This window comes from Nocardia stercoris (genome assembly GCF_003696265.1).
Taxonomy (GTDB): Bacteria; Actinomycetota; Actinomycetes; order Mycobacteriales; family Mycobacteriaceae; genus Nocardia; species Nocardia stercoris.
The window spans coordinates 1,042,090-1,054,525 of the sequence record NZ_RFFH01000001.1 but is presented as its reverse complement, the minus strand read 5'-3'; the positions used below and the strand labels follow the sequence as shown (position 1 = coordinate 1,054,525).

General features: G+C 69.1%; 10 protein-coding genes. 5 read left to right on the top strand and 5 right to left on the bottom strand.

Annotated elements, in window-relative coordinates; all coding sequences use genetic code 11:
• The first annotated feature begins 119 nt into the window (after nt 1–119).
• Complete coding sequence (locus tag EBN03_RS04775; protein ID WP_122186535.1) at nt 120–1,460, top strand: neutral zinc metallopeptidase; 1,341 nt, start codon at nt 120–122, stop codon at nt 1,458–1,460.
• A 1-nt stretch (nt 1,461) separates the two neighbouring features.
• On the opposite strand, the gene EBN03_RS04770 is transcribed toward EBN03_RS04775, so the two are convergent.
• Both EBN03_RS04770 and smc read right to left on the bottom strand, forming a co-directional pair.
• Nucleotides 1,462–1,863, bottom strand: a complete 402-nt coding sequence (locus tag EBN03_RS04770; protein ID WP_122186534.1) for a hypothetical protein — start codon at nt 1,861–1,863, stop codon at nt 1,462–1,464.
• A gap of 39 nt (nt 1,864–1,902) precedes the next feature.
• Nucleotides 1,903–5,511 (bottom strand): chromosome segregation protein SMC, encoded by a 3,609-nt coding sequence (smc, locus tag EBN03_RS04765; RefSeq protein ID WP_122186533.1) that lies wholly within the window; start codon nt 5,509–5,511, stop codon nt 1,903–1,905.
• A gap of 179 nt (nt 5,512–5,690) precedes the next feature.
• Here smc and EBN03_RS04760 point away from each other — a divergent pair, with 179 nt between their 5' ends.
• A complete protein-coding gene (locus EBN03_RS04760; RefSeq protein ID WP_122186827.1) occupies nt 5,691–6,914 on the top strand; it encodes a L,D-transpeptidase in 1,224 nt (407 codons plus the stop codon).
• 53 nt (nt 6,915–6,967) lie between these two features.
• Here EBN03_RS04760 and EBN03_RS04755 read toward each other — a convergent pair whose 3' ends face one another.
• Together EBN03_RS04755 and EBN03_RS04750 are read right to left on the bottom strand one after the other, a co-directional pair.
• The gene (locus EBN03_RS04755) at nt 6,968–7,813 is read right to left on the bottom strand and encodes a MerR family transcriptional regulator (protein ID WP_122186532.1); all 846 of its coding nucleotides are present in this window, start codon (nt 7,811–7,813) and stop codon (nt 6,968–6,970) included.
• Nucleotides 7,814–7,859: 46 nt separating this feature from the next.
• Nucleotides 7,860–8,285, bottom strand: coding sequence for a hypothetical protein (locus tag EBN03_RS04750; RefSeq protein ID WP_122186531.1), 426 nt, complete (start codon nt 8,283–8,285; stop codon nt 7,860–7,862).
• A gap of 119 nt (nt 8,286–8,404) precedes the next feature.
• Here EBN03_RS04750 and EBN03_RS04745 point away from each other — a divergent pair, with 119 nt between their 5' ends.
• Nucleotides 8,405–9,058: a TetR family transcriptional regulator gene (locus EBN03_RS04745; protein ID WP_122186530.1), complete on the top strand. Its 654-nt coding sequence runs from the start codon at nt 8,405–8,407 to the stop codon at nt 9,056–9,058.
• Nucleotides 9,059–9,202: 144 nt separating this feature from the next.
• Nucleotides 9,203–9,943 carry a hypothetical protein gene (locus EBN03_RS04740; protein ID WP_122186529.1) on the top strand — a complete coding sequence of 247 codons (741 nt, stop codon included), beginning with the start codon at nt 9,203–9,205 and terminating at the stop codon, nt 9,941–9,943.
• 75 nt (nt 9,944–10,018) lie between these two features.
• Here EBN03_RS04740 and EBN03_RS04735 read toward each other — a convergent pair whose 3' ends face one another.
• A complete protein-coding gene (locus EBN03_RS04735) occupies nt 10,019–10,639 on the bottom strand; it encodes a GyrI-like domain-containing protein (RefSeq protein ID WP_122186826.1) in 621 nt (206 codons plus the stop codon).
• A gap of 179 nt (nt 10,640–10,818) precedes the next feature.
• Between EBN03_RS04735 and EBN03_RS04730 the strand changes: the two genes are divergently transcribed.
• On the top strand, nt 10,819–12,393 hold the full coding sequence (locus EBN03_RS04730) for an ATP-binding protein (protein ID WP_199742586.1): 1,575 nt from the start codon (nt 10,819–10,821) through the stop codon (nt 12,391–12,393).
• Nucleotides 12,394–12,436 lie beyond the last annotated feature (43 nt).

Genomic DNA, 12,436 nt, shown 5'->3' with positions numbered 1-12,436 from the left:
CCGATGACGGAGTCGCGACCATAACCACCGGTGATTGCGAATCGATTGGAACCGGATTCGGAGCGAGCGCGCGGCTCGCCGCCACACCCCTTCCGAGCCCTTCGAGCTACATTTCGGCTATGCACCGGACCTGCCGTGCCGCCGCTGTCGTGACCCTCGTCCTGGCCGCTGCGGCGTGCTCGGCGCATATCGGCGGACCGGCGCAGCGCACCACCCCCGCGACCGTCCACGGCGACCCGCACGACCCGGTCAACGTGATCGCCGCGCAGGCCATCGACGATCTGCAGCATTACTGGTCCGAGCAGTTCCCGGCGGTGTACGGCCGGCCGTACACCCCGGTCGAGGGCGGTTTCTACGCCGTCGACCCATCGACCGGACCGTTGCCGCCGTGCGCGAAGTCGGCGGCCGACATCGCCGGCAACGCCTTCTACTGCGCGGACTCCGACGACGTGGCCTGGGACGTGGCGGGCCTGCTCCCGGACCTGCGCCGGAAGTTCGGCGATTTCGTCGTCCCGGTGGTGCTCGCCCACGAATGGGGACACGCGGTCCAGGCCCGCGCGCATTTCCAGGGCATCACCGTGACCCGCGAGATCCAGGCCGACTGCTTCGCCGGTGCCTGGGCCGCGCACGTGGCCGCCGGCGACAGCGTGTTCCACCTGCAACCCGGCGACCTGGACAACGCGTTGGCCGGCTTCCTGTCCCTGCGCGACGAACCCGGTACCGACCGCACCGATCCGTCCGCGCACGGCAGCGGATTCGACCGGGTGAACTCCTTCCAGACCGGTTTCGACGGCGGCCCGGGCGCGTGCAAGGACTACCGCGACGGCTCCCCCGGCGTCGTCGAGCTACCGTTCCGCTCCCAGCAGGACGCCGCCGAGGGGGGTAACGCCCCGTACGACCAGGTGCTGCAGCTGGCGCCCGCCGACCTCGAGGACTATTGGCACGCGGTCTATCCGGAACTGACCGGCACACCGTGGACCCCGGTGCGGCAGTTGCGCGGATTCGACGCCCACGACGCCCCGGCCTGCGGTGGCGCCCCGACCACCGGTTACAGCCTGTTCTACTGCGTCCCCGACAACTACATCGGCTACGACGCCACCGGCGCGATGCCCGAGTTCTACACCGAGGGAGGCGATTTCGCGGTCGCCACGCTGCTCGCGACGCAGTACGGCCTGGCCGTCAACGCCCGCGACGGCGACACCTCTGACGATCGCACCGCCTCGCTGCGCGGCGACTGCTACGCCGGCGCCTGGGCCGCCAGCGTGCTGCTGGAGAACCGCCCGCGCAGCACACTGCGCATGTCGCCCGGCGACCTCGACAAGGCACTGACCGCGCTGCTCACCTTCCGCGGCAACGGCGACACCGATCGCCAGGGCTCGGGCTACACCCGCGTCGAGGCCTACCGGGCCGGTCTGACCGACGGCGCCGACGCCTGCAAGGGCCCGATGCCGACCCGGTGAGTCAGGACGCCGAACCGAAACCCAGCGCGGACGCCGCGCCGACCAGGCCGGCCACGCAGCCCACCACGCAACCGGCCAACACGATCGCGGCAATCGGCCAGGCGCGACGCCGCCGGACCCCCTGTACGACCACCCCCGCGGTACCGCCCACCAGCAGCACCCCGACCACTCCCGCCGCGACCAGCAGGCGACCGAAAGCCCGGTCGGTACTACAGGTTTCGGGTGGGCAGTAGTCGGCGAAGGCGAAGACGAACAGTCCGGCGACCCCGGCGCCCAGCGTGCCCGCCCAGGCGACCACGAGCAGCACGGCCGCCACCACGACATCGGTGGTGGACGGTTTCCGCGGCGCGCCGTCAGGATTCGCCCCGCCCCCTGGATACTGCCCCGGAGCACCGTATGCCATGGCCGGACCGTAGCACGTGCCCGAACCGAACGGACCGGCTCAGGCTTGCGCGCCGACCAGGTTCTCCCCGCGCAGCCGCTGCGAGATCACCTGGGTGATCCCGTCGCCCCGCATGCTGACGCCGTAGAGCGCGTCGGCGATCTCCATGGTCGGCTTCTGGTGGGTGATGACGATCAGCTGGGACTTCTCCCGCAGCTGCTCGAACAGGCTGATCAGCCGGCGCAGGTTGGTGTCGTCCAACGCCGCCTCCACCTCGTCCATCACGTAGAACGGGGACGGGCGGGCACGGAAGATGGCCACCAGCAAGGCAACCGCGGTCAGCGACTTCTCGCCACCTGAGAGCAGCGAGAGCCGCTTCACCTTCTTGCCCGGCGGCCGGGCCTCGACCTCGACGCCGGTGGTCAGCATGTCGGCGGGGTCGGTGAGCACGAGCCGCCCCTCGCCGCCGGGGAACAGCGTGGTGAACACCTGCACGAACTCACGCGCCACATCCTCGTAGGCCTCGGTGAACACCTGCAGGATCCGGGCGTCGACCTCGGCCACCACGTCCAGCAGGTCCTGGCGGGCCTTCTTCACGTCCTCGAGCTGGGTGGCCAGGAAGTTGTAGCGCTCCTCGAGGGCCGCGAACTCTTCCAGCGCAAGGGGATTCACCTTGCCGAGGGTGGCGATGTCCTTCTCGGCGCGCTTGGCTCGCCGCTCCTGGGTGGGCCGGTCGTAGGGCATCGGCTGCGGTTCGGTGACCTGCTCGCCACGTTCGCGGGCCTGCTCGTATTCGGCGAGTTCCTGCGCCGACGGCGGCATGGGGACGTCCGGGCCGTATTCGCTGATCAGGTCGTCGAGCGCGATTCCGAACTGGTCGGAGATGGTGCTCTCCAGCTGTTCGATCCGCAGTTTCGCCTCCGCGCGGGCGACCTCGTCGCGATGCACGGCGTCGGTGAGCTGGGCGAGCTGGGCGGTCAGTGCCCGGCTGCGTTCCTTGACCTGTTCGACGGCGGCGGCGACGTCGGTGCGGCGGCGCACGAGTTCGTCGCGGCGCGAAGCCGCCTGCGCCACCAGGGTTTCCAGCTCGGCGGCCACCTGTGTCGCCGATTCGGCGACGGTGGCGGCGACCTCGGCGGCGAGCCGGCGGGCGCTCTGCGCGCGTTCCGCGCGGGCCCGGTTCTCCCGTTCCGCGCGGGCGGCGCGGCGCAGCGAATCTGCTTTGCCGCGAACCGATTCCGCGCGTTCCTCGGCGGTGCGGACGGCCAGCCGGGCCTCGACCTCCACGGCGCGCGCCTCGGCGAGCGCGGCGGCGGCGTCCTCCCGCTGCTGCCCGGCGGTCTCGGTTCCGGCGTCGGCATGCGAATCCTGCTGGGACTGCAGCGATTCCGCATGGGCGAGGCGGTCCTCGAGTTCGGCCAGCTGTTCCAGCATGGTGGTCCGGGCGGCTTCGGCCTCGGTCCGCTGTTCGGCGAGGCGTTCGGCCTCGGTGTGCGCGCGGCGGGCGGTTTCGCCGAGCCGGCCCAGGCGGTCGTAGATGCCGAGCAGCGACTGGTCGGATTCGTGCAGGGCCAGCAGCGCGTGGTCGGCGGCCTCCTTGCGGTCGGCCTGCTCGGCGACCGCACCCGACAGCGCGGCCTCGAACTCCGCGGCCTGCCGCTGCCAGGACTCCAATTCGACTGTGGCGGCGTCGATATCGGCTTGGATCTCCAGCCGGCTGGGCACCCGATCGGAGCCGCCCAGTACCCAGCCGGTCCCGGCCAGATCACCCTGGCGGGTCACCACCCGCAGGTGCGGCCCGGTGGCCAGAACCTGGTGCGCCGCTTCGAGATCGGCGACCACCACGGTGCCGGCGGCGAGCGCGTCGAGGGCGCCGCGCAGGTCGGCGGGACAGTCCAGCACCTCCCGCAACCACTGCGATCCGGCCGGCGCGGGACCGGCGTCGCGGGCGGCGCCCGGCGTGGAGCCGAACACCAGCGCCGCGCGCCCGCCGTCGCCGTCCTTGAGCGCCTGCACCGCCGACCGGGCCGACGCCGCCGACTCCGCGGTCACCGCGTCCGCCAGCGGTCCCAGCGCGGCGGCCACCGCGACCTCGAAACCGTTGTGTACCTTCAACTCTCCCGACAGCGGGCCGAGCAGACCGGCGGTCGCGTGCTCGGCGAGCCAGGCGCCGCCGTCCTTGCGCACCGCGCCCATGGCCAATGCCTCGATGCGAGCGGACAGCGAGGCCACCTTCTTGCTGGCCTCGCGGTCGGCCGCACGCAGCTCGGCCACCCGGGCCTCGGCCTGCTCCAGCGCGGAGGCGGCGTGCTCGTAGGCGGTGTCCAGGCTCTCCTCGGCGGCCTCGAGTTCATCGAGTTCGCCCTGCACCGACTCGAATTCGGCGTCGGCCTCGGCGCCGCGGCGCCGGGACTCGGTGAGTCCGGCCGACATCCGGGCGATCTCGGTGTCGGCGGACTGCGCGCGGCTGCGCAGCGTGTCGACCTGTCCGGCCAGCCGCGCCATGCCCTCGCGGCGGTCGGCGATGGCCCGTACCGCGGCCAGATGCGCCTGCTCTGCGGCCCGGGCGGCCTGCTCCCGCTCGTGCAACATGTCACGCGCGGATTCCAGTGTCTCCGTGGCGATTTCGACCGCCTCGAGCAGTTCGGCCTCCTCGGCCTGCACCCGGTCGGCCTCGGCCTCGAGCTGTTCGGGGTCGCGGCCGGAACCGACCTGCTGCACGACGGCGAGGTTGCGGGCGCGGTCCTGCGCGATCCGGATCGTGGCGTTGACCCGTTCCACCAGCGCCGAGAGCTGGAACCAGGTCTGGGCGGCCGCCTCGGCCCCCGGGTTCAGCCGGGAGAGCTCGTATTCCTGGTGCGCGAGTGCGGCATTGGCCGCGTCCAGCTCCGCCTGCACGGTGACCTGCTGTTCGCGGGCGTAGGCCTCCTTGCTCTGCTGACTCTCCAGGTCGCGGCGGCGGGCGACCAGGTCGTCGGCCGCGAGCCGGAGGCGGGCATCGCGCAGTTCGGCCTGCACCGTGGCCGCCCGGCGGGCCACCTCGGCCTGCCGGCCCAGCGGCTTGAGCTGCCGGCGCAATTCGGAGGTCAGGTCGTTGAGCCGGGCGAGATTGGCCTGCATGGCCTCGAGCTTGCGGACCGCCTTCTCCTTGCGGCGCCGGTGCTTGAGCACGCCCGCCGCCTCCTCGATGAAGGCGCGGCGGTCCTCCGGCCGCGATTCCAGAATTGCCGAAAGCTGTCCCTGGCCGACGATCACGTGCATCTCGCGGCCGATTCCGGAGTCCGACAGCAGTTCCTGGACGTCCATCAGCCGGCAGGTGCTGCCGTTGATCTCGTATTCACCGGCGCCGTCGCGGAACAGGCGACGGGTGATCGACACCTCCGCGTAGTCGATGGGCAGCGCGCCGTCGGAGTTGTCGATGGTGAGGGTGACCTCGGCGCGCCCCAGCGGCGCCCGGCCGGAGGTCCCGGCGAAGATGACGTCCTGCATCTTGCCGCCACGCAGGGCTTTCGCGCCCTGCTCACCCATCACCCAGGTCAGCGCGTCGAGCACGTTCGACTTACCCGAGCCATTGGGACCCACGACACAGGTGATCCCCGGCTCGAACCGGAGCGTGGTCGCGGACGCGAAGGACTTGAACCCCTTCAACGTCAGGCTCTTCAGGTGCACAGTCGGCCAGGCTACCGGCAAGCAACGAAAACGGCGGCATTGTCGTTCGCTCGCGTGGGCGGGCGGTGTACCTCGAATGCCGGATGGCCCAAACGCGCCGTAGACTGACTTCGAATCACGTGTCGAATGGTGTGCGGCCGATCACAACCGGCCGTACACGAGGGGAAGCGCAGGAGAAGATGTCAGGTCGTCGCCACCGTCTCGGTGTCGCGTTGGTGTCCGTCGTCCTGGCGGTGACGATGGCGGCGTGCTCGTCGTCGAAGGCTCCGTCACACCCGGCACCCGTCGCCGCCAAGCCCGGCCCCACCATCACCGTGACACCCGGGGACGGCAACACCGATGTCGACCCGCTCGGGAAGATCCAGGTCAGTACGTCCGATGGCATCCTCACCGATGTGTCCCTGACCAACGAGCAGGGCAAGTCGGTCGACGGCATCCTCACCCCGGACAAGACGGTGTGGAAGCCCACCGCGCCCCTCGGGTACGGGCACACCTACACGGTGAAGGCGTCGGGTCTGTCGCTGACCGGGACGACCGGTCCGTCGACGACGACGTTCACCACGATCACCCCGCGCAACCAGACCAAGGCCTACCTGACGCTGACCAGCACGTCGCTGATCGCCGACGGCGGCACCTACGGTGTCGGCACGGTCGTGGTCGCGCACTTCGACGAGCCGATCGCCGACAAGGCCGCCGCGGAGCGCCGGCTCGCGGTGACCTCCGATCCGCCGCAGGGCGGGTCCTGGTACTGGGTGGACGACCGCAACGCGCACTTCCGCCCGGAGAAGTACTGGGCGCCGGGCACCAAGATCACCGCGGCCGCCAACATCTTCGGCGCAGAGGTCGGCCCGGGCATGTACGGCCAGGAGGACTCGAAGGTCTCGTTCCAGATCGGCAACGCGCACGTGGCCATCGCCGACGACAACACCCACCAGGTCGAGGTGTACGACAACGGCCAGCTGGTCCGCACCATGCCGACCTCGATGGGCCGCGGCGGCACCGAGGTGATCGCCGGCAAGACCTTCAGTTTCTGGACCATGCCCGGCACCTACACGGTGATGGACAAGGGCAACCCGGTGATCATGGACTCGTCCTCCTACGGCCTGCCGGTCAATTCCCGGCTGGGCTACAAGGAGGCCATCCCGTGGGCCACCCGGATCAGCAACGACGGCATCTACCTGCACGAACTCGACAGCACGGTGGGTGCGCAGGGTAGCTACAACACCTCGCACGGCTGCCTGAACCTGAACCAGGACAACGCGAGCTGGTTCTACAACTGGTCGATCCCCGGCGACGTGGTCGAGGTCCACAACACCGGCGGCCCGCCGCTGCAGGTCTGGGACAACGGCGACTGGACGCTGTCGTGGGACGACTGGAAACAGGGCAGCGCGCTGAGCAGCTAGCGGCGAACGCATGGTGGCCACCCGAATTCGGGTGGCCACCATGCGTTTTCGGGTTATCCCGCGACCGGGACGATCACCGAGATCTTCGTCTCCGACTCCGCGACCTGACTCGGGTCGTTGAGGTAGACGTTGTAGTGGTGGGTCGCCGGGTCGTCGTCGATCCGGTCCCGCTTCAGCCCGTGCTCGGCCACGAAGCGGGCGATCCGCTCGTGAGCCTGCGGAATGACCTCGGCGAACGGCCCGGTCACCGTCGCCGATACGGCCCGGCGGGCCGGGAAGTGCAGCGCGGTGAGCGGCGCGGCGGCCTCGGTGCCGGCCGGGACCTCGACGAAGACCGATTCCTCGACCTCGCCGTCGCGGAATTCTCCGTCGTGCTCGATGCAGCCACCGGGGCCGTGCCCGGTGATGCCCTGCCGCTGGAGTTCGGGCACGAACCGCGCCCAGAGCTGCCCTTCGGCGGCGTAGCCGGGCAGGGTGCCGCGCAGGGTCACCAGCGTCTGCGCGGGCAGGTCGACGAGTTGGATGTCGATGTCGGACATGTCGTTCTCCCAGATGTCTCGGTCGAGCATGCGCTCGATCAGGGCCAGCCGGTGCTTGGCCGCGGCGGCTTCGTCGACGAGTGCCGCGCGCTGCGATCGCAGCGCGGCGGCGTACGCGGGTGTGCCGTGGACGGCGAGCAGGGCTCCGATGGCGGACACGCCGAAGCCGACGTCCCGTAGCTGCCGGATCCGGCCGGCGGCGCCGAGTTGATCCGGCGAGTACCAGCGGTATCCGCTGACACTGTCGACCGTCGCCGGGGTGAGAACTCCGGCGGCGTCGTAGTGCCGCAGCATCCGGACGCTGATCCTGCTGAGCGAGGAAAAGCTTCCGATGGACATCAGTGTCGAGGTGTCGGCCACGGCCCCGAGTCTGCGCCCTCACATGATGTGAGAGTCAATCCGTGGCTCAGGCGGCGAGTTCCGCGGCGAGGCGCGCGGTGATGGTGCTGAGCACCCGGGCCGCGACGGCCAGTTCTTCCGGTGCGACCGCACCGTAGGCGCGCGTGACGATGTCGCCGGAGACGGCGCGAATCCGGCCGACGGTCTCGCTGCCGGCGGCGGTGACCTCGACCCGGTCGCGGTCGCGGCGCATCAGATCGGCGTCGACCAGGGCGTCCAGCGCCGCCGCGACATCGGCGGGAGCGATTTGCGTCATGGTGGCGACCTTCGCGGTGTGCGCGACCGCGTCGATCGGTTCGCCGGCCGCCGAGGCGACGTTCAGGGTGATCCACTGCTTCTCGTCGAGGGTGGTGCCGGCCAGGGCACGAGCCAGGACCGCGGTGTGGTGCTTCTCGGCCTGGCCGATGATCGACGGGTTCAGGGTGATGGTCATGTCGGGCTCCTTGTTCGATTGCTGCCATCATTTTGACACTCAGTCTCAAAAAGTTTCAAGTCCCAAATTGAACCTAGTTTCGTTCGATACTTGAGCTCGTTCGAGATAGGATCTCGCGTATGGAGCCCGACGACCGATCACTGCCCCTGCGGGAACGCAAGCGACTGCGCACCCGCCGCGCGCTGGCCGACGCGGCCTTGCGGCTGTTCACCGAGCACGGTTTCGATCGCACTACCGTGGAGCAGTTGGTCGACGAGGCCGAGGTGTCGCGCAGCACCTTCTTCCGCGTCTTCGCCACCAAGGAGGCCGCCGCCGTCGAGGCCGAGACCGAGCTGTGGGCGAACTACCTTGCCGCGCTGGATGAACGGCCACCGAACGGACCGGTCCTGGATCATCTGCGGGACGCGCTGATCGCGGGAGCCGAAGCACTGCCGCCGGATTGGGATTCCCGCTATATCGCCACGCGCCGCCTGGCACTCACCGCGCCGGCGCTGCTCGGCGAGATCGATTACCGGCGTTCGGGTATCGAGCAAGAGGTGGTCGCCAGGCTCATCGGCGCGACGGGCCCGGATCCCGCGGACCTGCGCCCGCGCATACTCGCCGAGCTCACCACCACATGCTGGAGTGTCGCCGCGCGGCACTGGGTGGCGGGCGACGGGGCGGGCGGGCGCGGGGCGTTGATCACCGGGATCCACAACGCCTTCGACGCCGTACCGGGTGCCCTGCAGCTGACGGTGCCCGAACCTCACGGCAGCACATCCGAATCGGTGTGACCGGACACAGGCGGCGGATATTGAAGTATTAACACTTCACAATTGCGCCCGGGTGCCCGAAACCTCCCCTATGTACCGCCGGACCGCATTACGCTGCTGCCTGCCGACCCCGAACACTCGGCCGGATATCTTCGAAAGGCAAGCATGCGCCACGGCAACACCCTCACCAAGACCCTGGCGGCCACCGCCGGCTGCGCTGCCGCAGCCGCCGCGCTGTGCGCTTCCACCCCCGCGAACGCGGTACCGACCGCTACCACCGCCGCCGTATTGCCGAGCACCTCGATCGGACCGGCGGGTGACAACTTCTCCGCCCAGTTGTTCGGCGGGCTGACCGTCAACGTCGGTGGCATCGTCGGCAGCTGCACGCTCTCCGCCGCCGCCGGCACCATTCCCGTCGCGCCAGGGAACTCCAACCCGTCCGGCCCGGTCACCGTGTCGCTGGGTTCGCCTGTCGCGCAGAACTGTTCGGCCAACCTCGGCATCGCGAAGCTCTCCTTCGCGACCTCCGGCAACTGGACCATGAGCTTCCAGAACGGCAGCCCGATCGTCGGCACCCTGACCATTCCGCAGAACGGCGCGGTCGCCACCGTATCCGGCCTGGTCAACTGCACCATCACCACCGCGACGAACGGCCCCGCCTCGCTGAACGGCACCTGGTCGAACGGCACCAACTCGACCAGTAGCCCGTCGACGCTGTCGATCACCAACGCCCAGCTTCCGGTGCAGGTCAGTGGCAGTGGCGGCGCCGGCAGCTCCAACCTGGGCAGCAGCCTCAGCTCCGGCGGCAGCAGCGGGTGCCCCGGCGCCGGCACCCTGTCGCTGACCGCGACCTACAACGTGCTCGACACCTCGAACCCGGCACTGCCGGTCACCGTCGGGGCCTGATCTCCGCGAAGGCCGCTGTTCGGCAACGCTTGCGCCGGACGGCGGCCGCACCGGCGGTGAATCCCGTTGCGCCGCTCACACAGTCGCGGTGACCGGCTGCCGCAGGACGGTCCGCAACCGGCTGGGATCGGTCTTGCGGAAGTCGCTGAAATAGATCTCGTGATGCTTGCCCGTCATCGCCAATCCCGCGGCGGGAATGAACTCGTGGTGCATCCGCTCCAGGATCGCGGCCTCGGCGTCGAAGGGGCCGATGTGCAGCGTCTGCACGCACTGCCCCTCGCGCAGGGTCTCCAGCCGCAGCCGGTCCAGCCGCGCGGGCGGATTCCGGGCACCCACCTTCGCCACCGCCGCTTCGAACATCTCGCCGGTGATCCAGTCCGGCACCATCGACATCATCGTCCAGTCCCAGCGTGACTTGTCCCGCGCCCCGGTGAAACTCGCCATATCGGAAGACCACCACAGCCCCTCCAGCGGCATGACGACATAGTCGCGGCCGAGCTCCTGCTTGCTGGCGAACTTCACCTTGTAGGCCACCGGATACAGCGCCTCGACCGTGTCGGCGAAGTCCTGCGCCGAGTTCGGATCCCCGTGCCCGTCGATCATCAGGTATTGCATCGGCGGCACGTCCAGAATGCGGATCCGATTCCGCTCGGCCCGGTAGGCATCGAGCGTCTTCTTGAAGTCCGTCTTGGTCATCGTCACACCCATGTCCGATTAGACCGCTTTGTCGTATTCAGTGTCCCACTTCGGCCGCACCCACCGCTGCACTACCCGCGCCCACGGATTCCCCGCTCCGCTCACACGTTCGACCGGGGTAGGCTGACCGCGGGCTGAAACGGCCGCTGGTGTACCGACGCAGGGATCCAGGAGTGACCGTGAAGTACTTCAATACCACCGGAACGTGCTGGCCGAACCGGCATTACATGCTGCCGGCCGCTGAGCGACTCGTCGGCGCGCGCGAATACATCACCTACGGTGAGTATTTCGTGATCCACGCGCCGCGTCAGTCGGGGAAGAGCACGAGCCTGCTGCAACTCGCGTCCCAGCTGACCGCTGAGGGAGAAGTCGCCGCACTGTACATCAGCTGCGAGGTCGCGGAGCCGCTCGGAGACGACTATACGGCCGTCGAGAATCTGCTGCTCGACGTTCTGCGTCGAGAGGCCGCGCACTCGTTGCCCGACGATGCGCAGCCGCCACACGAGTGGCCGGCCGCCGAAGCAGGCTCGGCCTTGCTCTGGGCTCTGCGGGCCTGGGTGGAAACATGCCGACGCCCACTGGTCCTCTTCCTCGACGAGATCGATTCGATCCAGGGCGAGAGCCTGCGAAGTGTCCTTCGCCAGCTGCGTGCCGGGTACAACACCGCACGTGATCGTTTCGTTCATTCGATCGCCCTGTGCGGCCTGCGCGACGTGCGCGACTACAAGGTCGCCTCCGGCGGCGAAGAACCCCGGCTGGGTTCCGCGAGCCCGTTCAACATCAAGGTCGAGTCCATCCGCCTCGGCGACTTCACCTACGACGAAGTGGCCGCCCTCTACGGCCAACATACCGCCGCAACTGGCCAGGAATTCAGTACCCGCGCAATCGATCTAGCGTACTACTACACCAAAGGCCAACCCTGGCTGACGAACGCGCTTGCCTCCGAGGTGATCCGCCGCATGAAGATCGCGGGCACCATCACCGACGACCATATCGACGAGGCCAAGGAACGGTTGATCCTTGCCCGCGCAACCCATCTCGACTCCTTGGTCTACAAGTTGACCGACACCCGGGTCCGACAGGTCCTCGAACCGTTGCTGGCCGGAACCGAACTTGACGTCGACGACATCTACGACGACTCGGTGAGCTATGTCCGAGACCTGGGACTTATCGCCCCCGGCAAGACGATTCGGATCGCGAACCCCATCTACAACGAGGTCATCGTCCGCGTCCTCACCGCGACCCTCGAACACAACATCTTCGTGGAGCCCAGCGCCTTCCGGCTCCCCGACGGCCGCCTCGACCTGCACAAGCTGCTCACCGAATTCATCGCCTTCTGGAAAGAGAACGGCGAGATCATGCTGATCAAGAAGGGCTACCACGAGGCCGCCGTCCAGTTGGTCGTCATGGCCTACCTGCAGCGAGTCGTCAACGGCGGCGGTTACATCGGCCGCGAATACGGTCTCGGCTACAAGCGCGTCGATCTGCTGGTCCGCCAGCCCTACACCGATGCCGACGGCCGACGGGCCTGGCAGCGCGAGGCCATCGAGCTGAAGGTCCGCCGCGACGGTGAACCGGACCCGCTCGACGACGGCCTGATCCAGCTCGACTCCTACCTCGACCGCCTCGACCTCGACCACGGCACCCTCGCGATCTTCGACCGCCGATCCTGCGCCGCGCCACTGGCCGAACGCACCGGCTACACCGACACCACGAGCCCGGCCGGCCGCAAGATCCTCCTCATCCGCGGCTGAGCTGGCCCCGGTGATCGCGACCGGCTCGTCGAACCCGCCCATC

Bases quoted from the DNA above. Each gene is read 5' to 3' on its own strand.
- EBN03_RS04775 (WP_122186535.1), top strand. From the start codon at position 120: ATGCACCGGACCTGCCGTGCCGCCGCTGTCGTGACCCTCGTCCTGGCC.
- EBN03_RS04750 (WP_122186531.1), bottom strand. From the start codon at position 8,285: ATGACCATCACCCTGAACCCGTCGATCATCGGCCAGGCCGAGAAGCAC.
- EBN03_RS04740 (WP_122186529.1), top strand. From the start codon at position 9,203: ATGCGCCACGGCAACACCCTCACCAAGACCCTGGCGGCCACCGCCGGC.
- EBN03_RS04735 (WP_122186826.1), bottom strand. From the start codon at position 10,639: ATGACCAAGACGGACTTCAAGAAGACGCTCGATGCCTACCGGGCCGAG.
- EBN03_RS04760 (WP_122186827.1), top strand. From the start codon at position 5,691: ATGTCAGGTCGTCGCCACCGTCTCGGTGTCGCGTTGGTGTCCGTCGTC.
- EBN03_RS04745 (WP_122186530.1), top strand. From the start codon at position 8,405: ATGGAGCCCGACGACCGATCACTGCCCCTGCGGGAACGCAAGCGACTG.
- EBN03_RS04770 (WP_122186534.1), bottom strand. From the start codon at position 1,863: ATGGCATACGGTGCTCCGGGGCAGTATCCAGGGGGCGGGGCGAATCCT.